This window comes from Prevotella sp. oral taxon 376 (assembly GCF_003043945.1).
In the GTDB taxonomy this organism is placed as follows: domain Bacteria; phylum Bacteroidota; class Bacteroidia; order Bacteroidales; family Bacteroidaceae; genus Prevotella.
The window spans coordinates 64,899-89,843 of record NZ_PYXG01000001.1 but is presented as its reverse complement, the minus strand read 5'-3'; the positions used below and the strand labels follow the sequence as shown (position 1 = coordinate 89,843).

At 49.2% G+C, this 24,945-nt stretch carries 26 protein-coding genes; 23 read left to right on the top strand and 3 right to left on the bottom strand.

Going from position 1 to position 24,945, the window contains the following annotated elements; translation table 11 throughout:
* Window positions 1–36: 36 nt before the first annotated feature.
* From C7120_RS00405 to C7120_RS00295, 23 genes are all read left to right on the top strand, one after another.
* Window positions 37–294, top strand: a complete 258-nt coding sequence (locus C7120_RS00405) for a phosphopantetheine-binding protein (RefSeq protein ID WP_107621323.1) — start codon at window positions 37–39, stop codon at window positions 292–294.
* A gap of 3 nt (window positions 295–297) precedes the next feature.
* On the top strand, window positions 298–1,476 hold the full coding sequence (locus C7120_RS00400) for a beta-ketoacyl synthase (protein WP_107619880.1): 1,179 nt from the start codon (window positions 298–300) through the stop codon (window positions 1,474–1,476).
* Complete coding sequence (locus C7120_RS00395; protein ID WP_107619879.1) at window positions 1,466–2,101, top strand: beta-ketoacyl synthase chain length factor; 636 nt, start codon at window positions 1,466–1,468, stop codon at window positions 2,099–2,101. The genes C7120_RS00400 and C7120_RS00395 overlap by 11 nt, the downstream gene beginning before the upstream one ends.
* On the top strand, window positions 2,092–2,442 hold the full coding sequence (locus tag C7120_RS00390; protein WP_107619878.1) for an EamA family transporter: 351 nt from the start codon (window positions 2,092–2,094) through the stop codon (window positions 2,440–2,442). Before C7120_RS00395 ends, C7120_RS00390 begins: the two co-directional genes overlap by 10 nt.
* A gap of 15 nt (window positions 2,443–2,457) precedes the next feature.
* Window positions 2,458–3,081 carry an outer membrane lipoprotein carrier protein LolA gene (locus C7120_RS00385; RefSeq protein WP_107619877.1) on the top strand — a complete coding sequence of 208 codons (624 nt, stop codon included), beginning with the start codon at window positions 2,458–2,460 and terminating at the stop codon, window positions 3,079–3,081.
* Window positions 3,078–3,437 carry a beta-hydroxyacyl-ACP dehydratase gene (locus C7120_RS00380; RefSeq protein WP_107619876.1) on the top strand — a complete coding sequence of 120 codons (360 nt, stop codon included), beginning with the start codon at window positions 3,078–3,080 and terminating at the stop codon, window positions 3,435–3,437. Before C7120_RS00385 ends, C7120_RS00380 begins: the two co-directional genes overlap by 4 nt.
* Window positions 3,434–4,189, top strand: coding sequence for a glycosyltransferase family 2 protein (locus C7120_RS00375; RefSeq protein ID WP_107619875.1), 756 nt, complete (start codon window positions 3,434–3,436; stop codon window positions 4,187–4,189). The genes C7120_RS00380 and C7120_RS00375 overlap by 4 nt, the downstream gene beginning before the upstream one ends.
* Window positions 4,186–7,431, top strand: coding sequence for a 1-acyl-sn-glycerol-3-phosphate acyltransferase (locus C7120_RS00370; protein WP_107619874.1), 3,246 nt, complete (start codon window positions 4,186–4,188; stop codon window positions 7,429–7,431). Before C7120_RS00375 ends, C7120_RS00370 begins: the two co-directional genes overlap by 4 nt.
* Window positions 7,428–8,909, top strand: a complete 1,482-nt coding sequence (locus tag C7120_RS00365; RefSeq protein ID WP_107619873.1) for an NAD(P)/FAD-dependent oxidoreductase — start codon at window positions 7,428–7,430, stop codon at window positions 8,907–8,909. The genes C7120_RS00370 and C7120_RS00365 overlap by 4 nt, the downstream gene beginning before the upstream one ends.
* Entirely contained in the window at window positions 8,902–10,410 is a 1,509-nt protein-coding gene (locus tag C7120_RS00360; protein ID WP_107619872.1) for an NAD(P)/FAD-dependent oxidoreductase, read from the top strand. Before C7120_RS00365 ends, C7120_RS00360 begins: the two co-directional genes overlap by 8 nt.
* 58 nt (window positions 10,411–10,468) lie before the next feature.
* Complete coding sequence (locus C7120_RS00355; RefSeq protein WP_233246984.1) at window positions 10,469–11,188, top strand: alpha/beta hydrolase; 720 nt, start codon at window positions 10,469–10,471, stop codon at window positions 11,186–11,188.
* Between the two features lie 54 nt (window positions 11,189–11,242).
* Window positions 11,243–12,364 carry a 1-acyl-sn-glycerol-3-phosphate acyltransferase gene (locus C7120_RS00350; protein ID WP_107619870.1) on the top strand — a complete coding sequence of 374 codons (1,122 nt, stop codon included), beginning with the start codon at window positions 11,243–11,245 and terminating at the stop codon, window positions 12,362–12,364.
* 178 nt (window positions 12,365–12,542) lie between these two features.
* Window positions 12,543–12,992 carry an NfeD family protein gene (locus C7120_RS00345; protein WP_107619869.1) on the top strand — a complete coding sequence of 150 codons (450 nt, stop codon included), beginning with the start codon at window positions 12,543–12,545 and terminating at the stop codon, window positions 12,990–12,992.
* A gap of 13 nt (window positions 12,993–13,005) precedes the next feature.
* Window positions 13,006–13,956 (top strand): SPFH domain-containing protein, encoded by a 951-nt coding sequence (locus tag C7120_RS00340; protein WP_107619868.1) that lies wholly within the window; start codon window positions 13,006–13,008, stop codon window positions 13,954–13,956.
* An 11-nt stretch (window positions 13,957–13,967) separates the two neighbouring features.
* Complete coding sequence (locus tag C7120_RS00335) at window positions 13,968–15,071, top strand: UDP-N-acetyl glucosamine 2-epimerase (protein ID WP_107619867.1); 1,104 nt, start codon at window positions 13,968–13,970, stop codon at window positions 15,069–15,071.
* Between the two features lie 14 nt (window positions 15,072–15,085).
* Complete coding sequence (locus C7120_RS00330; RefSeq protein ID WP_107619866.1) at window positions 15,086–16,315, top strand: acyloxyacyl hydrolase; 1,230 nt, start codon at window positions 15,086–15,088, stop codon at window positions 16,313–16,315.
* Window positions 16,316–16,330: 15 nt separating this feature from the next.
* Window positions 16,331–16,897 (top strand): AraC family transcriptional regulator, encoded by a 567-nt coding sequence (locus C7120_RS00325; protein WP_107619865.1) that lies wholly within the window; start codon window positions 16,331–16,333, stop codon window positions 16,895–16,897.
* A 106-nt stretch (window positions 16,898–17,003) separates the two neighbouring features.
* Window positions 17,004–17,216 (top strand): heavy-metal-associated domain-containing protein, encoded by a 213-nt coding sequence (locus C7120_RS00320; RefSeq protein WP_107621322.1) that lies wholly within the window; start codon window positions 17,004–17,006, stop codon window positions 17,214–17,216.
* Between the two features lie 3 nt (window positions 17,217–17,219).
* Window positions 17,220–19,136 (top strand): cation-translocating P-type ATPase, encoded by a 1,917-nt coding sequence (locus C7120_RS00315; RefSeq protein WP_107619864.1) that lies wholly within the window; start codon window positions 17,220–17,222, stop codon window positions 19,134–19,136.
* A gap of 214 nt (window positions 19,137–19,350) precedes the next feature.
* Window positions 19,351–19,851 (top strand): DUF4251 domain-containing protein, encoded by a 501-nt coding sequence (locus C7120_RS00310; RefSeq protein WP_107619863.1) that lies wholly within the window; start codon window positions 19,351–19,353, stop codon window positions 19,849–19,851.
* Complete coding sequence (locus C7120_RS00305; RefSeq protein WP_107619862.1) at window positions 19,848–20,966, top strand: energy transducer TonB; 1,119 nt, start codon at window positions 19,848–19,850, stop codon at window positions 20,964–20,966. Before C7120_RS00310 ends, C7120_RS00305 begins: the two co-directional genes overlap by 4 nt.
* A 5-nt stretch (window positions 20,967–20,971) precedes the next feature.
* Window positions 20,972–21,760 (top strand): glycoside hydrolase family 25 protein, encoded by a 789-nt coding sequence (locus C7120_RS00300; protein ID WP_107619861.1) that lies wholly within the window; start codon window positions 20,972–20,974, stop codon window positions 21,758–21,760.
* A 426-nt stretch (window positions 21,761–22,186) separates the two neighbouring features.
* Entirely contained in the window at window positions 22,187–22,699 is a 513-nt protein-coding gene (locus C7120_RS00295; RefSeq protein ID WP_107619860.1) for a VCBS domain-containing protein, read from the top strand.
* Window positions 22,700–22,832: 133 nt separating this feature from the next.
* Here C7120_RS00295 and C7120_RS00290 read toward each other — a convergent pair whose 3' ends face one another.
* The 3 genes from C7120_RS00290 to C7120_RS00280 are packed head-to-tail and all read right to left on the bottom strand — an operon-like array spanning window position 22,833 to window position 24,875.
* Entirely contained in the window at window positions 22,833–23,582 is a 750-nt protein-coding gene (locus C7120_RS00290; protein WP_107619859.1) for an exodeoxyribonuclease III, read from the bottom strand.
* Window positions 23,583–23,628: 46 nt separating this feature from the next.
* Entirely contained in the window at window positions 23,629–24,222 is a 594-nt protein-coding gene (gene folE, locus C7120_RS00285) for a GTP cyclohydrolase I FolE (RefSeq protein WP_107619858.1), read from the bottom strand.
* A gap of 2 nt (window positions 24,223–24,224) precedes the next feature.
* Complete coding sequence (locus C7120_RS00280; protein WP_107619857.1) at window positions 24,225–24,875, bottom strand: SPOR domain-containing protein; 651 nt, start codon at window positions 24,873–24,875, stop codon at window positions 24,225–24,227.
* Window positions 24,876–24,945: the final 70 nt, after the last annotated feature.

Here is a 24,945-nt window from a genome sequence, read left to right as displayed (position 1 = left end):
AAGTTGCTAAATATAGATCAAAGTAAAGACAAGAATATGGAATTACAAGAAGAACTTAAAACGAAGATTCTCAAGGCATTGAACCTTGAGGAGATCAGGCCGGAGGATGTTGACGACGACGCGCCTCTCTTCGGCGAAGAGGGCATCGGGCTCGACTCCATCGACGCCCTTGAGCTCATCGTCTTGCTGGAGAAAGACTACGGTATAAGAATCAAGGATCCCAAGGCTGGCAAGGAGATTTTCAAGAGCATCCATGTGATGGCCGACTATGTAAAGGCAAACCGTAAGAAATAAACATTGAAGAAGCGGATTCTTATCACGGGAACAGGCGTTGTCTCGGCCATCGGAAACAATAGCCAGGAGTGTCTCGATGCCCTTTTGGAAGGGCATTCGGGCATCTCCTCCGTGCAATATCTGAAGACGGGCCACAAGGAATTTCCTGTGGGCGAGGTGAAGATGGGCAACGGGGAAATGGGCCGTATGCTCGGCATATCCGGCAAAAGAGCATATTCACGAACGGCCCTGCTGGGCATTCTTGCCCTGAGAGAGGCTTTGGCCGCGGCTCAGCTCAACCGGCGGGATCTGGCTCTGATTTCAGGAACTACCGTTGCTGGTATGGACATAACCGAGGAGGCTTATCCCGACAGGTTGTCAAGAGACATTCTCGGAGGGCACGACTGCGGAAGCAACACCAACCTCATAGCCGACTATTTCGGATGTTTCGATTTCACTTCTACCCTATCCACGGCTTGCAGCTCGGCTCTGAATGCCGCCATCTATGGTGCGCGGCTCATAGAGGCAGGGTTTCGCGACATCGTGGTTGTCGGTGGTACGGAAGCCCTTTCCCGTTTCCATCTCAACGGTTTCAAGTCGCTCATGATTCTCGACGAGGCCCCCTGCCGTCCTTTCGATGCCACCCGGGCGGGATTGAACCTGGGTGAAGGAGCGGCCTATCTCGTTCTTGAGAGCGAGGCGTCTGCCCAGAAGCGGGGCGTGCGCCCGATAGGGGAGCTTAAGGGAACGGGAAACGCCTGCGATGCCTTCCATCAGACGGCCTCCTCACCCGAGGGCGAGGGTGCCTTTCGGGCTATGGAGGAAGCATTAGAGGAGGCAGACCTTGCCCCCTCGGAAATTCAGTATGTGAATGCGCATGGTACGGGAACTCCTAATAACGATGCCAGCGAGACTGCAGCATTGAGGCGGATTTTCGGGCAGGAGCTGCCTCCGGTTTCGTCAACGAAAGGCTTGACGGGACATACCACGAGCGCATCGGGAAGCATAGAGGCCGTTTTCTGTCTGTTGGCCTTGGGGCACCAGTTCATTCCGCGGAACCAAGGATTCGCGACCGCGGATGCCGAATGCCTGACTCCCTATATGGGCGGTTCCCTCGACCAACCGCTTCGGAATGTGCTTTGCAATAGTTTTGGATTTGGAGGTAACGACTCCTCAATCGTTATCGGGGCGTATGGAGAATAGGGTCTATGTGTTGGCAGTGGTCAGGGATGTTCCCGAAGAGGAATATCGCGACTATATCAGTCCGCTGAAGACACGCCGATATGGCAAGCTGTTGAAGCGTGCCCTGGTTACGGCTCTTAAGTGTCTGCGGGACAGTGGGATTTCTCATCCTGACGCAATCATTAATGGGACGGCTCTCGGAAGTATCGAGGAGACGGAAAATATACTGGACGGGCTCGTGCGGGAAGACGAGGACATGAGCATGCCCACCCAGTTTATGCTCTGCACGCACAACTCCGTGGCTTCCCTCATCGGCATCTATACACGGAATCATGGCTACAACTCGACCTACAGCCAAGGGCGAGTGTCCTTCGAAAGTGCCCTTCTCGATGCTTTCATCCAGCTTAGACTGGGCAGGATAAAGTCTGCCCTCGTAACCGCAAATGACGCCATAACTCCTTTGTTGCGGAGAAAGATGGAGGAGGTCGGGATGGCGGTCGACGGGACTCTTGACCGCAGTGTGGCCGTCATGCTGTCCACGGAGCGGGGTGAAAGTCCGCTCTGTGAGCTTGTGAATGTGCGGATTTCCCATCGGAAAGGAGCGGAAGATACCGCAAAAATAGAAACCGTTAGGCTATGCGACTGATACTCACATCCGTCCTTCAGTCCATCCTCCTGTGTGGAGGACAGGTTCTCCTGAAGTTCGCACTCAATAAGATGGGGGCCTTCTCATGGACCTGGGGCTTTTTCCAGAGCCAACTGACCAACTGGTGGTGGTTAGGCTGCGGCCTGTGTTATGCCGCCGCCACGGTGCTATGGATGTATATCATCAAGAACTTTCCGTTCTCGATGGCCTATCCCATGATTTCTCTGAGTTATGTCTTCGGGATGTTTGCCGCCATGCTTTTCTTTCAGGAAACCATTCCCGCAAGTCGCTGGCTGGGAGTCTTATTGATCATGCTGGGTTGTCTATTTGTCGCTAAATAAGCAAAAACGAACAAGATGAAACTGATAAAATATCTGATGATTGCATTCCTGGCGGTAAGTTTCTGCCAGAAGGCAAATGCCCAGCGCCTGAAGAAGGCAACGGAGAAACAGAAGCGGCAGATGATTGCGACCATCAATCAGACTTCTACAAAGATTCATACCATACAGTGCGACTTCACGCAGGTGAGCGAATTGTCGTTCCTGGAAGACAAGGCCACGGCAAAGGGCAGGATGTCGTTTACGGCTCCGGGGAGCCTTGTCTGGCAATACACGAGCCCCACGCACTATACCTTTTCCATAGACAAAGGGAAGGTAACGACAAAGAGCGGTGGCAAGACGCACAGCATAGACATCAGCAACAACAAGATGTATCAGAACATCGTGGAGATGATGATGAACAGCGTTTCGGGCAAGAGTCTTGGCAACGGGCGGAATTTTGCAGTGGAAATGTATGTCTCCGGAAGTGAGTGGATAGCCTGGCTGACCCCTCTGAAGCCTGATTTCAGGAAGATGTTCAAGTCTGTCAGATTGCATTTCAATCAGCAGGAACGCAGGGTGCAGCAGGTTGAGATGATTTCAAATAATGGAGATAACATCAAGATTACATTGTCGAACATCCAAACAACTTATCGCCGATGAGACTGCTTGATGAGATGTATCAGATCAAAAGGGAAGAAGACCGTCTCGTGTCGATAGCCTTCTGTCCGGAGCATGTAATCTACAAGGCTCACTTCCCCGGGAAACCTATTACGCCCGGAGTGTGCATCATTAAGATACTGGGTGAGCTCCTGGAGCGAAGGACACGGCAGTCCCTGTCTCTCCGGGAAGTGAAGAACCTGAAATTTGTCAATCCCATCTCTCCGATAGACGACCCGAAGGTGGATGTTATCTTTCAAGACATTGCTCAAGATGGACCGGAAGTGAGGGCAAGGGGCACCATTTTGAATTCGGGAAAGATATACACCAAGTTTTCATTGATATTTAGAAAGGCATGAACGAACTGCAAGACAGGATGGACAAAGAGCATATCTGCGTGATAGTTCCTACATTCAACAATGCGGGAACCATTGTCGATGTCTTGCGGCGTATAGAGAGGATAACCCGTAATATCATCGTCGTGAATGACGGGTGTACTGACGATACGCGCCAGAGAATACTGGAATCGGGAATAGAGGTCGGTTTGGTGGAATATGCGAAGAATAGGGGAAAGGGCCATGCGCTTCGACAGGGATTCCGGAAAGCGGTCGAACTGGGATATGAATATGCCATTACCATAGATTCCGACGGGCAGCACTTCCCCGAGGACATTCCTCTTTTCCTGGAGGCTTATAGGCTTCATAAAGGCGCATTACTGGTAGGGGCAAGAGAATTGAACCCTGACAATATGCGGCGAGGCAGTAGTTTTGCCAATAAGTTTTCTAATTTCTGGTTCAATCTTCAGACGGGTTTGCGTCTTGGGGATACTCAAAGCGGATACCGTCTGTACCCGATCACCCGAATGAATCCCCGTTGGATCATCACCTCGCGATATGAGTCGGAACTCGAATTCCTGGTCTATTCGGCATGGAAAGGCATCGAGGTGCGGAATATCCCGATACGGGTCTATTATCCTCCGAAGGCCGAGCGGGTGAGCCATTTCCGTCCTTTCTGGGATTTCGCACGCATCACCCTGCTCAACATAGTCCTCACGACGGGGGCCATCTGTTATTATTTGCCCCTTAAATTTATAAGGAGAATCCACGGATGACGAAGCTTTTCTTGTCGATATATGATTTCCTGAGCACTCATAAGGTTGTCGCCTCGGCTTTTCTTATACTGCTTTTCGCCTTCTTTATAGCGCTTGCTTCTGGAGTGCATTATGAGGAAGATATTGCAAAATTCCTACCTCAAAGCGAGCAAAATGAGAAGTTTCAGGCGATTTACGAGCACACCTCGTCGCAGAACAGGATTGCTGTCCTGTTCACGCCGAGAGCAAAGGGGACTGCCGCAAATGAAGATTCGCTTGAAATGGCAATGGATTTTGTAGGGCGGGAACTTTCTAAGCAGGAGGGAGTCAGCCATTTACAGGTAAGGGTTGATGACGAGAAGATAGAGAAACTGATGAAATTTATCTATCAGAACATTCCCTATTTCCTGAGAGACGAGGACTATGAGCGCATTGATTCGCTGTTGCGGCAGCCTGATTATGTAATGACTCAGATGCAGCGCAATCGCAATCTGCTGCTGATGCCGATGGGAAGGGATCTGACGCAGATGCTTAAATACGACCCTCTGCTTCTCTATATGCCTGTGATACGGCGGCTTCAGGGATTAGGCCAAAACAATGGCTTTCAGCTGATAGATGGTTATATATTCACGAAGGATGGGCAACACTCGATGCTCACCTTCGATTCCACTTACGGTTCCAGTGAGACCCATCAGAATGAACTATTGGCGGCAACGCTGGACAGTATCATCGTAAAGGCGGAAAAAGAATATCCCACACTCCGTGTCTCGGCTATTGGCGCTCCGTTGATCGCGGTTACCAATGCCCGGCAAATCAAGAGCGATGCCCTCATCGCGGTATCGGTCGCGGGCGTGTTGATTCTTCTGCTTCTGGTAAGACATTATCGGCGTCTATCGGATATTTTGTGGATCGGTGTGTCGTTGGCGTTTGGGTGGTTGTTTGCCCTTGCCGGGATGTCGCTCTTCCATGAGTCGGTATCGATCATCGTATTGGGAATCGGCTCTGTGATTATCGGCATCGCGGTGAACTATCCCTTGCATTTCCTGGACCATATCCGTGAGGTTTATGACCGCAGAGAGGCTCTTAGGGAGATGATTCCGCCATTACTCATCGGAAACATCACCACTGTTGCCGCTTTTCTCTGCCTGATATGGCTGGATGCACGGGCCATGCGCGACCTCGGATTGTTCGGGGCCCTGATGCTTACGGGAACCATCCTTTTCGTCTTGATATTCCTCCCGCTTTATGCGAAGAACGGAAGGCCGTTGAAAAAAGCCGCTAAGAGAGAGCTGAAAAGCGGCCTTTTACAGGGCAGGAAGCCGCTATTTACAGTCCTTTTAACCGTTATCACCCTCGTATTGGGATACTTCTCACTCCATACTTCGTTTGATTCGGATTTACAGCATATTAATTACATGACTGAGAATCAGCGGGAAGACATGAAGCTTCTGATGTCGTCCGTAAAGGAAGCGCCCGTCTATGTGGTTACGGAAGGTCGTAATCTGGAGGAGGCACTGCAAAAGAATCGGGCGACGATGAGAGAGTTGAGCATCTCGAATCCGAAGGGAACGATCGTGGGCATAGGTGGTCTCATGCCCTACCGAGAGCAAACAGAAACGCTGACAGACTGGGGTCTGTTTATAGACTACAAGTCGGACTCGCTGCTTACGGCGTTTCGGGCGGCATGCAAGGCGCAAGGTTTCTCGGAGGAAGCCTTTAAGCCTTTCACGGACCAGCTGCAGACAAAGTTCTTGCCTAAACCCATTTCCTATTTTGAACCTATTCTCGGGTTGACGGAATCGAATTTCATGATCAGAGATAAAGGCAGCGTGAAGATCGTGGACTATGTCTATGGCGCTCCAGAAGACAGCGTCAAGAGATCCGTCGATTTGGCTTTTAGCGGCAAGGATATTGGGAACCAGTTAGTGAAGGTGCTCAACGACTCTTTTAATTATGTGGGATTCGTTTGTGGATTCGTGGTTTTCTTTTTCCTTTGGATTTCCTTCGGGAGGATAGAATTGTCGCTGATGGCATTTCTCCCCCTGGCCGTTTCGTGGATTTGGATTCTTGGTTTGATGCAGCTTTTGGGCATCCAGTTCAATATCGTGAATATTATTCTCGCCACTTTCATTTTCGGTCAGGGCGATGACTACACCATATTCATCACAGAGGGGCTGGTTTATGAATATACGACGGGGAAGAAGAGGTTGGCCTCTTATAAGAATTCCGTGGTATTTTCAGCTGTTTTGATGTTCATCGGAATCGGGTGCCTGATATTTGCTCGCCATCCCGCGTTGCGTTCTTTGGGAGCGGTTACGGTCATAGGAATGGCCACCGTCGTGTTTATGGCTTACTTCCTGCCTCCTCTGGTGTTCCGATGGATGACACGGGCAAGCAGCAAAGACAGATGTATGAAGCACGAGACTTTCATAACACGCCCCTTGCCATATACATTAAAACGGCTGTTGTATTCAACTTGGACGCTCCTGATGTTTCTTGTTTTCATGTTTTTGTTCGCCCTGCCGTATACATGGTTGCGTTTTCATATCGGAAAGAATACGGAGAAAAAACATGATCTTTATCATAAAATCATCCAGAAGACGGTGAAGTTTATGATGAAAGTCATTCCCGGGGTAAGATTCAAGAGCAATAATTTAGTGGGAGAGACCTTTGAAAAGCCTGCTATCGTGATCTGTAATCATCAGAGCCACTTCGACATATTGAGTTTGTTGCAGTTTACTCCGAAGATGATTATCATGACAAACAGTTGGACTTGGAACAATCCTTTCTATGGCTCTGTACTTCATCATGGCGACTTTTTGCCTGTGGATGCCGGTCTGGAGGCAAATATGCCTCGGCTTAGAGAACTTTATGCAAAGGGGTATAGCATCGTGATCTATCCCGAGGCTACTCGTAGCGAGGACTGCACTATCAAGCGTTTTCATAAGGGAGCCTTCTATCTGGCTCATGAACTGCAGGCTGATATCTTGCCCATGTATATCCATGGGCAGGGCTATGCACTTCCCAAGAAGGATTTCATGTTGCGCGAAGGAGAAGCTTATATAGAGGTGGGAAAGCGTGTTCGTTTGGATAATTATGACGGGAGCGAGCTTGAAAGCAATGCGTCAATTCGGGAATTTACCCGTAAGATGCGACACCATTATCAGGAGCACTATGCCAAGATACGAGAAAGAATAGAAACTCCAGAATACTTAGGCCGGTTCTATAGGCTTCGCGACTATTATAAAATGAAAGGTTTATGAAGAAAGTGGTTATTGTGGGGAGCGGGCTGGGGGGGCTCTCTTGTGGAGTGGTTCTCGCGAAGAACGGATATGATGTTATGGTTCTGGAGCAAGACGCGCAAGTGGGCGGATGCCTGCAATGCTTTACCCGTAAAGGAGCAAAGTTTGAGACGGGGATGCATTTTATAGGCTCGGCCTCGGAAGGGCAGACCTTGCAGCGACTTCTTCACTATCTGGAGGTTGAAGTAAAACTATCTCAGCTGAACCCCGCAGGCTATGAGGTGATATCTTTGAATGGCAAGAAATATTCCTTCGCATCAGGAAAAGAAGGGTTTATAGACCGGCTGGCTAGCTCTTTCCCTTCCCAAAGAGATAATTTAGAGCGTCTATGGGAAATTATAGAGCATGTTGCGAGTGCATCTTCCCTCCATTCCTTGAAGCACACGGAGACAGATGCGGCCATAGACACCCAATATCAACTGCGCAGTATCAATGATGTTGTGGAAGAAACGATAACGGATCCAATCCTCCAAAAGGTTGTGGTCGGTAATCTTCCGCTCTATGCCGCAGAAAGAGATAAGACGCCCTTTTCGACCTATGCGTTTGTTATGGACTTCTATAATCAGAGTGCCTATCGCGTAGTTGGCGGCAGCGACAATATCGCAAAATCACTGCTAAGGACACTTTCTAAATATGGAGCACGGGTGTTCACGCACAAGAAGGTTGTCAGAATAGATTGTGATGCCACCCGTGCGACAGGGGTAACCTGTATGGATGGGAGCTATTACGATGCTGATATCGTGATTTCCGATACCCATCCGGCACGAACCGTTGAAATGGTAGACTCCCCTTTATTGCGTCCGGTGTATCGAAAGCGTATCGGGAGACTTCCTAATACCATTGGTGGTTTCTCCGTTTATCTCCGTTTCAAGGAAAATAAAGTGCCCTATATGAATTATAATTTCTATAGCTATAACCAAGAGACACCATGGAATTGCGAGAACTATACACCGCAAGACTGGCCTAAGGGCTATCTCTATATGCACTTCTGCGATGAGGAAAATCAGCAGTATGCGCGGAGTGGAGTCATTCTTTCGTATATGCGCATGACTGATGTAGAGCAATGGAAGGGAACGGAAGTTGGCAAGAGGGGGGCGGATTATGAAGAATTCAAGCGTCATCATGCGTTACGGCTGATACAGAATGTGGCAAAAGAGTTTCCGGGTTTGAGGGAGTCTGTAGATGAATATTATACCAGTACGCCGCTCACCTATTATGATTATACGGGTACCGAAGGCGGTTCTATGTATGGAATAGCCAAGGATATTAATCTCGGTCCTATGGCAAGGGTACACCATCGCACAAGAATTCCAAATCTTTTATTGACCGGGCAGAATATAAACTCTCATGGAATATTGGGTGTTCTTGTCGGCACGATGGTTACCTGTGGAGAGCTTCTGACTAGTGAAGAGATATTTAATCAGGTTGTGAATGGATAAGATTGTTATCATAGGTGGTGGTTTGGGAGGTCTCTTTACGGGTGCCTTACTCTCGAAGGAGGGCTGTGAGGTTGTTGTTTTAGAGAAGAATGCACAAATAGGAGGAGGGCTGCAGACTTTCTATCGAAAGGGGACAGGCTTTGAAACGGGCATGCATCTCTTAGGTGGAATACGCAAGGGTGGCTCTATTTATAAGTTGTGTAATTATCTTGGTATTATGGATAAGATAAGTCTTCGGGATGTCGATCATGATTGCATGGATCAGATTACCTATCTTTCGGATGGCAAGACCTATCGCGTTCCGGAAGGAAAGGAAAACTTCATTGCATATTTCCAGCAGGAATTTCCCGAAGAAGCAGAAGGTATTCGTGCCTATGTTGAGGCTTTATATGGAATTGTTGATGAAATAGACTTCTTCTATCTACGCTCAGGAGACTCTTATCTCTATGCTCATCGGGAGGAATTCATGTGGCCTGCTGACAAGTTTGTGGCTCATTATATCCATCATCAGAAGCTTCGCGACCTCCTTTCATATATGAATCCTATGTTCGGGGGGTATGAAGGCCATACCCCAACATATATCCACGCTTTGATAAATGTACTTTATATTAATGGCCCCAGTCGCTTTGTCGGTAATAGTCAACAGATGGCCGAGGCCTTAAAAGGGATTATAGAATCAAATGGAGGGAAGGTAATCGGGGGAGATCCTGTCGTGCGGATCGACATAGAAGACAGGATGTTGAAAGCCGTTCACACGCGGAAAGGAAAACTCTATGTTGCAGATAGATATATTGCGGCCATTCATCCTTCCGCCTTGTTGAAGTTGACCGACTCTAAGGCGTTTCCGAAGGCATATAGGAACAGGATAAATGAAGCTCCTAACAGCTACAGTTCATTTTGCGTCTATGTGATTTTCAAGCCCAAAGTCTTCCCTTATATAAATCACACATGTTATTATCAGAACGACTATGGCATGGTATGGCATTATGACAGATATGATTCAAAAACCTTTCCTCGTGGTTTCATGTATATTACTCCATGTGAGAAAAATCAAGGAGCCTATGCCAGCAAGATGATTATTAATTCTATAATGCCATATTCTGCCTGTGAAAAATGGGCGGGCACGACAACAGGTCATCGTTCTAAGGAATATGAGGAATGGAAGCGTGAGCATATAGAAAAAATCCTTGACAAGATGGAATTGCTGTATTCTGGTTTCCGGGCTAAGTGCGAGAGGGTCTTTGCGTCTTCACCTTTAACAATTCGTGATTTCTACAATGAACCCGAGGGGGCTCTCTATGGTCTTCATAAAGATTGCAACAACATAGCGGAAAGTCAGGTTTCCGTATATACGAAAGTACACAATCTTTATATGACCGGTCAGAATGTGAACCTGCATGGTTTCTGTGGAGTCCCCCTGACGGCGATTAATACCGCAGAGGCTGTCGTGGGCCTTCATACAATTGTGAATAAGATTAACGGTTATAATAATGGGGGGTAGATATATTGTTTTATTACTTCTTTTCTTTCTCAGTGAATCGGGGAACTCCCAGAAAGTCTTGGAATTCTTACCGGAAAAGCCCGTAAAGACAGCAGTGGTTATATGTCCTGGGGGAAGTTATTGCTGGCTGAGTAAGAAGTATGAAGGCACAGAAGTGGCAGAGTGGCTAAAAGAAAATGGTATCGCTGCCTATGTACTTTACTATCCGACCGCAGGCTGGGCGGCATATGCATGGCATACACGATATTTTTTTCGTGGGAATCAATATCCAGATCAAATAAGGGCTTTAGAAAAAACATTGAAAATGGTTCGCTCTAAAGGTCATCGAAGTGTAGGAGCAATGGGATTTTCTGCAGGTGGGCATCTTGTTCTGAATGCTGCGGAATATACCGCCAAGGACATCGCACCCGATTTTGTGGCTGCCATTTATCCTGTGGTAACCCTGTCTCATCCTGATGTTCATCGTCGTTCCCGAAGAGGATTATTAGGTGAAAGAAGATGGAAGGACAGGAAAATTTGCGATTCTCTATCCATGGAAAAGCATGCAGACAGGATTACATGTCCGGTATTCTTGATAAATTGTGAAGACGACCCGATTGTCAAGAAGCATAATTCAGAATTGATGGATAGTGCCCTTGCCGTAAATAACAAGCCCCATTTTTATCACCAGTTTAAGACGGGAGGACATGGATTCGGTGTGAATGCGAGAAGAACCTCGACATCTGCTATCTCTTGGAAGAGGTTATTTCTTCGTTGGTTGAAGGAAATTATTCATTAAAAAGCGGAATAAACTTGTATATCTCCTTTAGAATTCCTAATTTTGCGCATAGATATGATGGATTTTGATGATATCAGACCTTACTGGGACGAGGAAATTCCTGCGGCAATGCGGCGAATCGTAGCAAGTGATGCCTTCCCACTATTAGCCTCCTGGATATTTCCAACTCGCGATTTAGACGATGTAAAGCAAATGGTCTTATCGCTTAAGACCATCCGTGAATTTCAGGTGAAGGTGATGCTCCCGGTAAACGAGCAAGTTGTAAAGCGTTCGATAACACAGCTTACTTATAGTGGTTTTGAACAGCTGGATCCGGCGGAACAGTATTTATTCGTTAGCAATCACCGTGATATCATGTTGGATGCTTCCATTTTGCAGTATCTGCTGGTGGAAAACGGGAGAGACACAACAGAGATAACATTTGGGGCTAATCTGATGAGTCCTGGCTTGATTACGGATATTGGCAGGTCGAATAAGATGTTTCGTGTTGAGCGAGGTGGGAAGATGAAGGATTTCTATATGTCGTCAAGGCATCTTAGTGATTATATCCGCTATACCCTCCTTAATAAGAAGCAGAGTGTCTGGATAGCTCAGAGGAACGGCCGAACGAAAGATGGGAACGACAGGACAGACCAAGGCATCATCAAGATGTTCTGCATGAGTAAACCGGAAGACAAAATCAAGGCTCTCAGTGAGTTGCATATAGTTCCGGTAAGCGTGAGCTACGAGCGGGAGAGTTGTGATATATTGAAAGCCATTGAATTGTATGAAAGTCGATACGCGAGATATATTAAGAAACCGGGAGAAGACCTGAACAGCATCCTGACAGGTATAGTCCAGTATAAAGGTCAAGTGAATTTTACTTTGTGCAAAGAGTTAACGGAAGAAGATCTTATGCAATTTGACAGTTGCACGAATAATGAGTATCATAAGCATGTAGCCCAGTTACTTGACGATCGCATTAATTCTGCCTACCGGCTCTATCCCAATAACTACATCGCGCATGATCTCCGATATGGGCAGACTACATACAAGAACTTTTATACGGAGGAAGAAAAGCGAACTTTCGTGAAGTATATGCAGCGCCTGAATGATTACGACATTAGCGAGCCGGATGTGCTCAAGGATTTCTTCTTGGGCATATATGCGAATCCCGTGGCAAACCTGAATAAATAATCCGGCTGTTCATGGGGCAGCTTATGCTGAGGCCTTGTGTCTCGGGCGGTTTTTTACAGTAGAGAAGTGAATATTTTCCTGAAAGCCGGATGATTTCAAAATTCGCAGACAATCTTTTGCCGTTTCAGAAAATTTACTTATCTTTACCGACAGAAATCAACAGATTAAATATACAATAATGATACAATACCTGTCGGAAAATCTATGGTTGTTATGGACCATCATCGCCACGATATGTTTGATTCTGGAACTAAGCTCCGGTGATTTCTTCGTTACCAGCTTTGCAATCGGTGCGCTTTGTGCTGCGTTTTCAACAATTCTGGGAATTCCATTCTGGGCCCAAGTCTTAGTTTTTGCTGTTTTTTCAGTATTATCCATTCTCTTTGTGAGGCCCTCGTTGGTAAAATATTTGCATGGTAAGCACAGAGAACGCCTGAGCAATGCCGATGCCTTGATAGGCAGGATCGGGGTTGTCATAGAGAAGATAGGAGTCGGCTCGAGTGGCTATGTCCGCATAGACGGGGATGAGTGGAAGGCTGTTGCCCATGGGGTGGACGGCATAGATGAGGGCGAAAAGGTAAGGGTGGTTGCTCGCGACAGTATTATTATAACAGTAGAAAAACTTTAAACCATATAGAATCATGATTGCAACTTATGCTTTAGTAGCCATTGTAGTCTTGGCAATTATCTTTGTCAAGATGTCTGTAGTTATTATTCCACAGTCGGAAACCAAGATTATCGAACGCCTTGGAAAATATTATGCGACCCTCAAGCCTGGTATCAATATTATCATTCCGATTATTGATAAACCAAAGTCAATTGTTGCCTTGAATCGTGGGCGCTATGTCTACAGCAATTCCATTGACCTTCGGGAACAGGTATACGATTTTGATCGTCAGAATGTAATTACCAAGGATAACATCCAGATGCAGATCAATGCATTGCTTTATTTCCAGATTGTAGACCCGTTTAAGGCCGTGTATGAAATCAATAATTTGCCGAATGCCATTGAGAAGTTAACCCAAACTACCCTTCGTAATATCATCGGTGAGATGGAGCTTGACCAGACGCTGACTTCCAGAGACACCATTAATACAAAACTTCGCGGTGTCCTTGATGATGCCACAAATAAATGGGGCATCAAGGTAAACCGTGTCGAGCTTCAGGATATTATTCCTCCTGAGAGTGTTCTTACGGCGATGGAGAAGCAGATGCAGGCAGAGCGAAACAAGCGTGCAACCATCTTGACCAGTGAAGGAGAAAAGCAGGCGCAGATTCTTCAGTCGGAAGGCGATAAGGCCGCTACGATCAATCGTGCGGAAGCCAACAAGCAGCAATCTATTCTGAAGGCTGAAGGTGAGGCTACGGCCCGTATCCGTAAGGCCGAGGCCGAGGCTGTTGCCATCCAGAAGATTACGGAGGCCGTGGGCCAGAGCACCAATCCTGCAAACTATTTGTTGGCACAGAAGTATATTCAAATGTTGAATCAAGTTGCCCAAGGCGACAAGACCAAGACCGTATTCCTGCCTTATGAAGCAAGCAACCTGATGGGCTCAATTGGCGGTATTAAGGAACTCTTCAAGGGAGAGTAGGTTGTAGCGGGATGAATATATGTATTGTGGCGGGAGCGCGCCCTAATTTTATGAAGGTGGCTCCCATTATTCGAGCTATTGACAAGGCTAAGGAGCAGGGAAGAAATATAGACTTCAAGCTGGTATATACTGGCACCCCTGATGATTCCACCCTTGAGCCATCCTTGTTTGAAGACCTCCGGATTCGTCGTCCGGATGTATTCTTGGGCGTGGAATGCGGAAATTTGAATGAGCTCACGGGGCAAGTGATGTCCGCGTTTGAGCTCTATCTCCGGCAAAATCCCACGGATGCTGTGATTGTCGTAGATGATTTGGCATCCACGATGGCAGCTGCAATCGTTACCAAGAAGCAGGGAATATTGTTGGCACATTTGGTTGCGGGAACGAGAAGTTTCGATATCAAGATGCCAAAGGAGATCAACCGCTTGGTGATAGACGGACTTTCCGACTTGCTGTTCACGGCAGGGATGGGCAGCCAGAGCATCGCTACCCGTGAAGGGGCGGAGCTTTCCAAGATTTATCTTGTGGGCAATATCCTCATGGATACCCTTCGTTTCAATTACAATCGTTTGAAGAAACCGCTTGCATTCGATGCCTTGAACCTGAAAGAAAGGGGCTATCTGGTCTTTACCTTAAACCGGAAGGCGTTGATTACAGATACAGACAACCTGCGGAGAATGCTGGAAAGTCTGACAGCCAATGCCCATGGTATGCCCATTGTCGCCCCATTACGGGGACAAGTGGAGGCCGCGGTACGGGCGCTTCGCGTCAAAGCCCCCAACTTCCATTTGATAGCTCCCCTTGGTTATCTGGAGTTTGGCTATCTGACTGCTAACGCAAAAGGCATCATTACGGATTCCGGGAATGTGGCGGAAGAGGCAACCTTTAATTCCGTTCCCTGTATTACGCTGAACAGCTACACGGAGCATATCGAGACGGTCAAGATTGGTTCGAATGTTCTTGTGGGCGAAGATGCCGACAAATTGGGAGCTGCCGTTGCTGACATGGTGGCTGATCATTGGAAGAAAAGTGCCATCCCCGACCGTTGGGACGGCCGTTCTGCCGAGCGTATCGTTCAGATTTTGTTGGAATTTAGTCATTCTGCGACACATTAATTGATATTTGTAGCATGCGCATTGCACTCGTGTTCCTTCTTTTCGTGGGATTACCGATATATGCAGAAGAGAGAGATACGGCATCCCGTTGGGGTGGGAGCGTGAGCATACAGCCCACCACCGTGGTGGGATTAGACCGCTATGTGCGCATGTGGCTTAAACGGAAACACTCATTTTCATTAGAGGGACAGCTTCTGCATGTCTCACTTCCCACAGACAGCGATGCCTATGCGGCTGATTATGGATATCCGACATTAAGCCTGGGAATGAAATATGGCATCAACCGAGTTACCATGCACCGTGGAGAGAATCAGGAATGGGGCATGTTGGAGCCTGTAGACTACGAGTCCCGTCTGGGCAATATTCTCAGTGTCTATGGTTCTTTTGCACGGCCATTCTTCCGGACTGGTCATTGGGAAACCGACTATACGCTATCCTTTGGGCTGGCTTATGCACATCGTAAGTATGCCCTTGGCGACAATGCCGACGATGAATTTATCGGTTCGAGGTGGCTGATTTATTTTGGAGCGGGTCTCCATGCCACCTATCGGATAGCGCAAAAGTGGGGGCTGAAGGTCGGCATGGAATTCTTCCATCATAGCAATGGGGCACTCAATCGGCCGAATAAAGGAGCCAATTATCTGGGTCCGTCGTTAGCCTTGGTGTATTATCCTTATTACGGGAAACTGCTTGATCATGGAATCAGGTACAACCCCTGCTTTCGAAAGTATTGGTACATGAATCTCACGCTTGGTGTGGGAGCTAAGACTTTGGACGAAGACTGGCAGCGCACCCAGTTCCAGACCTCTCCGCAGGAGGCGGATTATCGCCGTTCCAGATTCCATGTCTATACGGCCTATTCCGTGCGGGCCGACTTGATGTATAGATATGCCCGTAGGTGGGCAAGCGGTATTGGCGCCGACTTTTTTTATGGGACTTATTCCGCTCATATAGCTGAAATGGATGCCGCCGCGGGCGTCAGGCACAGCCCTTGGTCTTTCGGATTGTCGGCCAAGCACGCCGTTTTCTATCACAATTTCTCGTTGGATATGGCGTTGGGCTATTATCTGTATCGTGAGATGGGAACGAGCGCAAAGGCTTTGGAGAAGCCTTACTATGAACATGTCGGGCTTCATTACAGCCTTCAGGCACTTCGTAATCTGACGGTGGGCATCAATGTAAAGGCCCATCTGACGAAGGCCGACTTCACGGAGCTGGTGGTAAGTTATCCCGTGAAACTTTAACATTTGTAGAGCACGATGCAAACGACCCTGTATATAAAGAATATGGTGTGCGACCGATGCAAGATGGCCGTCGGCAAGATACTGCGCGACGCGGGTCTTACGCCGGTGGATATAGAGCTTGGAATGGTCCGTATAGAGGGAGAAGTCAATGTCCTCATGCACGACCGTTTGGCTTCCGACCTCGCCGCGATGGGTTTTGAGTTGCTCGATGACAGGCATCAGCAGATGATAGAACAAATCAGGAGTGCCATCATCCGGCTTGTGCATTATCGCGACAACCAGTCTTCCGTGAATCTGAGCGACTATCTTTCGAATGAACTCCATTGCGACTACAGTGGCTTGAGTCGGCTTTTCAGTGAGTTTGTAGGAAAGACCATTGAGCGTTATTATATCGAGCAGCGCATTGAAAGAGTGAAAGAACTCATTTTCTATGATGAACTTTCGCTCACTCAGATTGCCTTTCAGATGAATTATTCGAGTGTGGCCTACCTGTCGAGCCAGTTCAAGAGCGTTACGGGAATGACCCCTTCACGGTTCAAGGCGTTGAAAAGTAAGCCCCGGAAGCCGCTTGACAAGGTTTAGGGAGGTCGTGGTCCGGCAAAAAGTTATAATCTTTATCCGGAATTCTGTAATGTTTATCTCCCGATTTTCCATTATCTTTGCGGCAGGAATTTAAAGTAGAAAGATGATGGAAAAGAATGTATTTACCGTAAACGGAATGAAGTGCGTGCATTGCAAGGCCAATGTAGAAAGCGCGATAAGGGCATTGAGTGGCGTGGTTTCCGCCGAGGCGAGCCTCGAGAATAAGAATGTTACCGTGGAATACGATGCGCCTATCGTGAATCCCGAGACAATTAAGACTGCCGTGGAGGCGAGCGGTCGTTACGAAATGGAGCTGTAGAAGATGAAGAAGACGATTCCCGTTATCGGTATGGCCTGCGCTTCCTGTTCCGCCAATGTGGAGAGGAAGCTCAACTCGCTGGAGGGTATCAGGGAGGCCTCCGTCTCTCTCCCCGGCCGCTCGGCGTTGGTGGACTACGATCCGGAGACGATTTCCCTGGAGACCATGAAAAAGGAAATCAACGGCATTGGCTATGACCTTGTGATAGAATCCGACCGTTCTGCGGTCGAGATAGAGCGCCGCGAGTATCAGCTTCTGCGGCGAAAGACGCTTTTCTCATGGGCCATCGCCCTTCTCGTGATGTCCGTTTCCATGGAGTGGATACGGCTTGGAGACAGAGATGTTGCCAATCAGTGTTCGCTCCTTCTCTCACTTGCGAACCTTTTCTATTGTGGGCGCGACTTCTATCTTTCGGCCTGGAGGCAGATTCGTCATGGCTCAGCTAACATGGACACCTTAGTGGCCCTGTCTACGGCGATAGCCTTTCTTTTCAGCGCGTTCAACACATTCTTCGGCGACGAGGCGTGGAGTGCCCGTGGGATAGAATGGCACACTTACTTCGATGCCAGCATCATGATCATCACTTTTGTGCTGACCGGGCGCCTGATCGAGGAAAAGGCCAAGAACGGAACGGCCTCTTCCATCCGCCAGCTGATGGGATTGGCCCCGAAGACGGCACACATCGTGGTTGACGACAAGGTGGAGGAGGTGCCGATTTCAACCATAGAGGTCGGCGATGTGCTTGAGGTCGGCCCCGGCGAGAAGGTTCCCGTGGACGGCGAGGTGATATGGGCAACAAGCTTTATGACCGAGGACGCCGCCTATGTCGACGAGAGTATGATAACCGGCGAACCGACTCCCGCCGAGAAGAGGAAGGGCTCGAAGGTCATGGCGGGAACTATTCCCTCACAGGGCAAGTTTCGTTTTCGGGCCCGTCAGATAGGCGAGAATACCGCTCTTGCCCATATCATCCGCATCGTGCAGCAGGCTCAGGGCTCTAAGGCTCCTGTGCAGCGTGCCGTGGACAAGGTGGCCTTGGTGTTCGTGCCATCGGTTGCGGGGGTTGCTTTGCTCACATTCCTGCTCTGGTGGGCTGTCGGCGGAAATGCCGGATTGCCGCATGCCATTCTTTCGTCGGTCGCCGTTCTGGTCATAGCCTGTCCCTGTGCCATGGGACTGGCCACGCCGACGGCCCTGATGGTAGGTATCGGAAAGGCCGCGGAGAAGCAGGTACTCATCAAGGACGCGACGGCTTTGGAAAGCCTGAGAGCGGTGGATGCCGTGGTCGTAGATAAAACCGGCACCCTCACGGTGCCTAACCGGAACATCGACTTCACCAAGGCCGACGACCTGCCTCTTGAAGAGCGCGAGACGCTGAAACCGCATGCCCGTGAGGCCATGGCTGCCTTACAGGATGCGGGCATTGAGGTCTATATGATGAGTGGCGACAAGGAAGCGGCGGCAAAGTATTGGGCCGGACAGGCCGGAATCAGCCGTTATCAGAGCGAGGCCTTGCCTCAGGACAAGGAGAATCTCGTGCGCACGCTCCAAGCCGAGGGCAGAAAGGTGGCCATGGTGGGTGATGGGATCAACGACACGCAGGCTCTCGCCCTTGCCGATGTCAGTATCGCCATGGGCCGGGGAACGGATGTCGCTATGGATGTGGCGCAGGTTACCTTGATGGGCGACGACCTCAGGAGCATCCCGGAGGCCGTCCGCCTCTCTAAGAAAACCGTCAGGATGATCTGGGAGAATCTTTTCTGGGCGTTTATCTACAATCTTGTGTGCATCCCGTTGGCGGCAGGCGTGCTTCGTCTTTTCGGCGTCGACTTCCAGATTACGCCCATGTGGGCGTCGGCATTGATGGCATTCTCCAGCGTCAGCGTCGTTCTGAACAGTCTCCGCCTGAAACTCCTGTAATCCCGGAAGCCATCTCCTGAATGACAATTTCGCCGAGATTGTCTGACGAAATCGCCGAAATCGTCGGACGAAATCGCCGATTTTGTCAGACGGGAAGCCCTCTTTCTCAGTAACGGTCTTGATGGCTGACTGGCGGAACCAAGGTTAAAAAAACATACAACTATTGCAAGTATGAAATAAAAATCGTAAATTAGCCCGTAAAAACAGAGGTAAGATGAAGAAACTTATATTACTGACCCTTATGGCGCTGGCCGTGGCTGCCTGCTCCACCATGCGCCTGACGCCCGAGGAGAAAGCCGCGAAGGAAGCCCGCGAACAGCAGCAGCTGGCAGCGAACCTCAACGACCGTCATTTCACGATTCATGTGAACTACATGCAGCCGATGCGCGGTCCGGTGAAACAGCTTACTCCCAACTATGCGCTCACCCTGCACGGCGACACCCTGATTTCGTATCTGCCTTATTTCGGCCGTGCCTACAATGTGCCCTACGGCGGTGGCAAGGGGCTGAACTTCACGGCTCTGGCGACCGATTATCAGGTGGCCAAGGGCAAGAAAGGCAGTTATCAGGTGCAGATAAAGGCACGCAACGAGGAGGATGAGTTTGTCTATAACATCGAGCTGTTTGCCAATGGGAGCGCCTCTATCGTGGTGTATGCCCACGAGCGCGATGGCATTCGCTTCACGGGAGCCATGGACTTGGAGGAGCGCCGATGAAGAAACTTCTGCTCATGGCCTTGCTGCTGATGGCCGCAAACGCCCATGCCGCGCCCAAGAACAGCTGTATTCGCTATCAGAAAGACCATTTCTTCTATCATAGAGGAGAGGAAATGAATGTCATCGATGTAGACCTGGAGTGGCCGGAATATGTAGACGGTTTCCATGTAAAGAACCTGCAGGCCTATTTAGCCGGTATGCTCTTCGGGTCGCAAGGCGAGTTCAGCGGTTTCGAGAAAAGCTATGCGGCTTTCCTGCAGCGCTTCGGAGACCCCGTAGTGCAGCAGTTCAAGACCATTCCCGACGACCGGAAGTTCTGTTATGTGGAGGTGAGCCTGAGGCAGAAGGGGCATCTTGCGAACCGCTACATCTCCTATGAGCTGAGCTATCGGTGTACTCCGGAGAGGCTCTCGACACAGAGGGGAGACACGGTGAGGCACTATATCACCTACGACCTGCAGCAGCAGCGAGTGCTGAGGATGAAAGACCTGATTAGAACGCAACGCCTTGAGAACGGCTATTACGGGGCGGGCATGCTCCTCGAGCTGGCACGCAACGCCTCTATTGACTTCGGCGACGACATGCTGGGGATAACTTTCCTTGACGGATATCTGGCGGACAGCGACTTCTGTTTCGACATGCTGTATATGACGGAGGAGGAATATCTGCCGTTTACCACACGCCTCAGCGTGAAAGATTATCGCTCGCTGCTTACCAGGGAGGCTCGCGGCATTCTGGAAAAGGAGGCTCCCCCAGGGCCGATGTCGACGATTCGCGAGGATTCGCTGTGGCAGGGAGAGCCTATATATAATAAGGTGGACAAGGCCCCGGAGTTCAGGGGAGGCGCTGATGGACTTGCAAAGTTTCTCAAGGCGAATGTGAACTATCCGGCCGAGGTGGCTGCCCGGAAGGTGGGCGGCACGGTGATGGTGGAATTCGTGATTAGCAAGACCGGCGAAGTGGGGAATGTGAAGGTGGTCTCTCCCGTAGACCCGGCACTTGACCGGGAAGCTGTGCGCGTGGTAAAACTCATGCCGAAGTGGATTCCGGGTGAGCAAAGGGGCGAGCCGGTGGCCACGATCCTGGACCTGCCCTTGGGCTTTCGATTGGAATAACGGTTATGGCACATAGACATCACCATCATCACCACCGCCACTCACGGCGCAAAAAGGCGTTTGGATGGCTTCTTGCGGGCGTGGCCGCCGTTTTCTTCGTCTTTTTAGCGGTGGTGCTATTGTTCAATGACGAGGCCGCTCATTTCCTGGTGGGCGGTCAGGTGGAGAGGCGCGAGTTTATAGAACAGCGATACGACGGCATCGATGTCTCTCATCATCAGGGCATCATCGACTGGATGGCGGTGGCGCAAGACACGGCCATCCAGTTTGTCTATGTCAAGGCGACGGAGGGCTCCACCCATCTTGACTCCATGTATGAGCGGAATATCCGGGAGGCCAATTTGGTGGGTCTGAATGTGGGTTCGTATCACTATCTGACCTCCTCAAGCGCCATCACCGACCAGTTTTCCCACTTCAGGCGGCATGTGAAGCCCAAGGAGCAGAAGCTGCGCCCGATGATAGATGTGGAGCCTGAAGGCGTGAAAGGGTGGGGGAAGAAAGCCCTTCAGGACAGTCTGGCCTTGTTCTGCTGGTATGTCAAGAAGCACTACGGTGTTTACCCGATAATCTACAGTTATGCCAAGTTCTATAATGAGTGGCTCGCCCCGCGTTTCAACCATTTCAATATCTTTCTTGCCCGCTATAATGGAGAGGAGCCCATGGTGGAAGGAGCAGGAGAGCATAATATCTGGCAGCATACCGACCAAGGCTATATCAATGGTATCAAGACAGAGGTGGATTTGGATATTTTTGCTCAGGGGACAACCCTGGCCGACCTTCTGATAAGTCAATAGTTTTTTTCTTTGATAAGTAAGACAAGGCTTTCACTTCTCAAAGTGTAAGCTAAAGTAATGTGTTGCCTTGCTAAATGCTTTGCAAATTGTTATATTAAGAACATTGAGATTTGTATAAATGTTTACAAACCACGAGTTGCAGAAAAGGCTTCTGTTGGTTGTCGCAAAGACAATGTTTTGCTGAAAAGAAGTGTCAATATGTTATTTTTTAGGCGTTTTATCCCCTGTTTTTGCTATCAATATTTCTTTTTGTCAGTTTTGCGGGCGGTATATATAGGTTTAAGATCTTAGGCAATCTTTGTGTTTTAAAGGTTCTTATAGATAAAAAAAACTTATAAAATATTGTTAATGAGTTTTTGTCGTATGAAATAAAATGTATATCTTTGCAGCCGAAAATAAAGATAAAAACCTAAAGTACTGTATAAAATGAAGAAGATTATTCTATTTTCAATGATGGCTTTGATGACCGTGGCAAGCTACGGCCGCAAGCATGTGAGTCCGGATGCAGTAATTGCTTCTGACACAATTTATTATTCCGCTGACAAGATGAGCGTCTCCGGGCGCAGTGAGGCCGACTATTATCGCCTCCTCATGACCCAGGGTACGGGCGCCAACAAGCGTGATGTCTTCCAGGACTTCTATCTGAATGGGACTCTGAAGGCCGAAGGGGGTTACAATTTCGTAGACCTCGGCAATGATAACAATACGATTTTCGAAGGCGAGGTTACCACCTATTATCCTGACGGCATGCAGAAAGTTCACGGCAAGTATGTGAATGGAAAGCGCCAGGGGCACTTTACGGTTCAGATGAACGACGGCAGCATTGCGGTCATAGAGTTTGCCAACGGCCAGTCGAAGCACGATTATTTCGTCATAACCGGCAAGGACGGGCAGATGGAGAAGCGCCCGGTTTCAGAAATCAGATCTCTCTTACAATAATATAACTACTAATCTTAATGGAGAAGAGGGCAACTCGCGAGAGCTGCCCTCCTTATTTTTTCATGATGAACGGACCGCGGCAGGTGTCAGGATAGCCGGTAGGCCCTTCTCCCCTGTGTGAGGGGAGATGGCTCTATCTCATGTCTAATTCTACGGGGCAATGGTCGCTTCCGAAGATGTCTGTATGAATTCTGGCCTCTGAAATCTTGTCTCTCAGGCGTTCTGATGTCAGGAAGTAGTCGATGCGCCAGCCCGCGTTCTTTTCACGGGCATGGAAGCGATAGCTCCACCAAGAATAGGTTACCTGCTCCGGATGCAGCGTGCGGAAGGTGTCGATGAAGCCATTGTTCAGGATGGTGGTCATCTTTTCGCGCTCCTCGTCGGTGAATCCGGCGTTGCGACGATTGCTCTTGGGGTTCTTGATGTCGATTTCCTCATGAGCTACATTCATGTCTCCGCAGACAATCACCGGCTTTTTCTCGTCCAGTTTGTGGAGAAAGTTCTGGAAGTCGGTCTCCCATTGCATGCGGTAGTCCAGTCGGCGCAACTCGTCCTGAGAGTTGGGTGTGTAGACCGTAACTAAATAGAACTCGGGCATCTCCAGTGTGATGACGCGTCCCTCGTGGTCGTGCTGGTCGATACCGATGCCGCAGGTTACGCCCAGGGGCTTGTGGCGGGTGTAGATGGCAGTGCCGGAATAGCCTTTCTTGTCGGCATAGTTCCAATAAGACTCATATCCGGGAAACTGCAGGTCGAGCTGTCCGGCCTGCATCTTGGTTTCCTGAAGGCAGAAGAAATCTGCGTCCAAGGCTTCGAAACTCTCCTTAAATCCTTTTCCCACACAGGCCCGCAAGCCGTTTACATTCCATGAAATGAACTTCATATCTTATTTTTTTATATCATTAGACATTCTCCCGCGGTGGCTTTCCTTAGATTCTCTTGGACTCTCCCCGCAGTAGGTTCATGAACTCCTCGCGGGTCTTGGCCTGATTAAAGGCACCGCTGAAGTCGCTCGTTGTCGTGATGGAGTTCTGCTTCTCCACGCCGCGCATCTGCATGCACATGTGCTTTGCCTCGATGACCACCATCACCCCGAGAGGCTTCAGGGTCTCTTGGATGCAGTCCTTGATTTGCTGCGTCATCCGCTCCTGTACCTGAAGCCGGTGGCTGAAGATGTCGACAACCCGGACAACCTTGCTCAACCCCGTGATGTATCCATTGGGAATATAGGCAACATGTGCCTTTCCATAGAATGGCAACATGTGGTGTTCGCACATGGAGAAGAAGTCTATGTCTTTCACGATGACCATCTGGCTGTACTCTTCCTTAAAGAGCGCGTCGGTGAGAACCTTCTTGGGGTCTTGCGTATAGCCGCGGGTGAGGATTTGCATGGCCTTTGCCACGCGCATGGGAGTTTTCTCCAATCCTTCACGGGTCGCGTCTTCTCCGAGCAGGCGGAGGATATCTCTATAATGAGCGGCGAGTTCCTCGAGTCCCTCGCGCAGTTCTGTTTCTGGGTTCATAGTTAATACTGGACGGTAATCTTGCCCTTGACGATGGTGGCCGCCTTATATCCCATCTTCTGGATTTCCTTCAACATCCAGCTGGCTTGCTCGTAACTGCGGTAGTTTCCTACGCGGCATATCCATCTGGGAGAATAGAAATGTACATATACGGGCTGGTCGGGGAACTTTGTTTTGATGGCAGTCCGGATACCTTCTGCCATCTGGCGATCGGCACGGGTGTTGCCTCCGGCAAAGGCCTGGACCCTGTATCCGGTAACCTTATAGCTCTTGAGCATCACCTTCTTGCGCATGTCGACGGTGGCAAGTTCCGTCTCGCCCTCCTTTCCTTCTATCTTTCTGGGAGGAATGAGAGCTTCCTTTTCGTGGAGCTTTTCCGTTGTATGGTCTTCTTCTTTGGGTTCCTCTTTCTTGTTTGTTGCGACAGCTGGGGTTCCCTCTATTTTCTTCGTGTCCGGCTTCTCGCCGGTCTTTACATCCTGATTCACTTTCGTCTGGCTGCCGTTCACTAATTCGTCGATCTCCTTGCTCTGGATAACCGTTACAGTTCCCTGTCCCTTGTTCTTCTGTCGGAGATGGTCAAGATAGGTCTGTGCGTCGGCGGCAGCCGCTGAGCATATGATACATATTAATAATATGACGAAATGTTTCATCTTGTCGTAGTTAGGAAAATAGGCCCGTGCTTCCCGTTTTAGCACGGGAAGCAGCGGGCTCTTGATATTG

Bases quoted from the DNA above. Each gene is read 5' to 3' on its own strand.
- C7120_RS00405 (WP_107621323.1), top strand. From the start codon at position 37: ATGGAATTACAAGAAGAACTTAAAACGAAGATTCTCAAGGCATTGAAC.
- C7120_RS00395 (WP_107619879.1), top strand. From the start codon at position 1,466: ATGGAGAATAGGGTCTATGTGTTGGCAGTGGTCAGGGATGTTCCCGAA.
- C7120_RS00390 (WP_107619878.1), top strand. From the start codon at position 2,092: ATGCGACTGATACTCACATCCGTCCTTCAGTCCATCCTCCTGTGTGGA.
- C7120_RS00385 (WP_107619877.1), top strand. From the start codon at position 2,458: ATGAAACTGATAAAATATCTGATGATTGCATTCCTGGCGGTAAGTTTC.
- C7120_RS00380 (WP_107619876.1), top strand. From the start codon at position 3,078: ATGAGACTGCTTGATGAGATGTATCAGATCAAAAGGGAAGAAGACCGT.
- C7120_RS00375 (WP_107619875.1), top strand. From the start codon at position 3,434: ATGAACGAACTGCAAGACAGGATGGACAAAGAGCATATCTGCGTGATA.
- C7120_RS00370 (WP_107619874.1), top strand. From the start codon at position 4,186: ATGACGAAGCTTTTCTTGTCGATATATGATTTCCTGAGCACTCATAAG.
- C7120_RS00365 (WP_107619873.1), top strand. From the start codon at position 7,428: ATGAAGAAAGTGGTTATTGTGGGGAGCGGGCTGGGGGGGCTCTCTTGT.
- C7120_RS00360 (WP_107619872.1), top strand. From the start codon at position 8,902: ATGGATAAGATTGTTATCATAGGTGGTGGTTTGGGAGGTCTCTTTACG.
- C7120_RS00350 (WP_107619870.1), top strand. From the start codon at position 11,243: ATGATGGATTTTGATGATATCAGACCTTACTGGGACGAGGAAATTCCT.
- C7120_RS00345 (WP_107619869.1), top strand. From the start codon at position 12,543: ATGATACAATACCTGTCGGAAAATCTATGGTTGTTATGGACCATCATC.
- C7120_RS00340 (WP_107619868.1), top strand. From the start codon at position 13,006: ATGATTGCAACTTATGCTTTAGTAGCCATTGTAGTCTTGGCAATTATC.
- C7120_RS00335 (WP_107619867.1), top strand. From the start codon at position 13,968: ATGAATATATGTATTGTGGCGGGAGCGCGCCCTAATTTTATGAAGGTG.
- C7120_RS00330 (WP_107619866.1), top strand. From the start codon at position 15,086: ATGCGCATTGCACTCGTGTTCCTTCTTTTCGTGGGATTACCGATATAT.
- C7120_RS00325 (WP_107619865.1), top strand. From the start codon at position 16,331: ATGCAAACGACCCTGTATATAAAGAATATGGTGTGCGACCGATGCAAG.
- C7120_RS00320 (WP_107621322.1), top strand. From the start codon at position 17,004: ATGGAAAAGAATGTATTTACCGTAAACGGAATGAAGTGCGTGCATTGC.
- C7120_RS00315 (WP_107619864.1), top strand. From the start codon at position 17,220: ATGAAGAAGACGATTCCCGTTATCGGTATGGCCTGCGCTTCCTGTTCC.
- C7120_RS00310 (WP_107619863.1), top strand. From the start codon at position 19,351: ATGAAGAAACTTATATTACTGACCCTTATGGCGCTGGCCGTGGCTGCC.
- C7120_RS00305 (WP_107619862.1), top strand. From the start codon at position 19,848: ATGAAGAAACTTCTGCTCATGGCCTTGCTGCTGATGGCCGCAAACGCC.
- C7120_RS00300 (WP_107619861.1), top strand. From the start codon at position 20,972: ATGGCACATAGACATCACCATCATCACCACCGCCACTCACGGCGCAAA.
- C7120_RS00295 (WP_107619860.1), top strand. From the start codon at position 22,187: ATGAAGAAGATTATTCTATTTTCAATGATGGCTTTGATGACCGTGGCA.
- C7120_RS00290 (WP_107619859.1), bottom strand. From the start codon at position 23,582: ATGAAGTTCATTTCATGGAATGTAAACGGCTTGCGGGCCTGTGTGGGA.
- folE (WP_107619858.1), bottom strand. From the start codon at position 24,222: ATGAACCCAGAAACAGAACTGCGCGAGGGACTCGAGGAACTCGCCGCT.
- C7120_RS00280 (WP_107619857.1), bottom strand. From the start codon at position 24,875: ATGAAACATTTCGTCATATTATTAATATGTATCATATGCTCAGCGGCT.